The sequence below is a fragment of the Campylobacter sp. BCW_4341 genome (assembly GCF_001764255.1).
GTDB classification, from domain to species: domain Bacteria; phylum Campylobacterota; class Campylobacteria; order Campylobacterales; family Campylobacteraceae; genus Campylobacter_D; species Campylobacter_D jejuni.
On record NZ_MKAH01000002.1, the window covers coordinates 1 to 271 of the forward strand.

At 35.1% G+C, this 271-nt stretch carries 1 pseudogene; it reads left to right on the top strand.

The features are described from left to right. Positions 1-271 (top strand): annotated as a pseudogene (locus AJN70_RS00010) (motility associated factor glycosyltransferase family protein); the annotation flags it as partial.

The following is a 271-nucleotide window of genomic DNA, read 5'->3' on the forward strand; positions in this document are numbered from 1 at the left end:
AGCTTATGCTGAAAATGGCAATTCTCATCCTGATGATTATCAAAACTCAGCTAATTATGAAAGCAGAAGGTATCCGCATCTTTACACTCTTGCTTATGGCGGAAAAGAAAAAATCAAAACTCACCATGTCTGGCTTATGTTTAAACGAAATTTAGAGCAAGATGTGCAAAAAATACAAAAGTATTTAGATACTAAAATTTACAACTGCACCGAAGGTGGAGCAAGGATAGAAGGAACCATAGAAAAACCTTTTTTATGGGCTTGTGAGAAT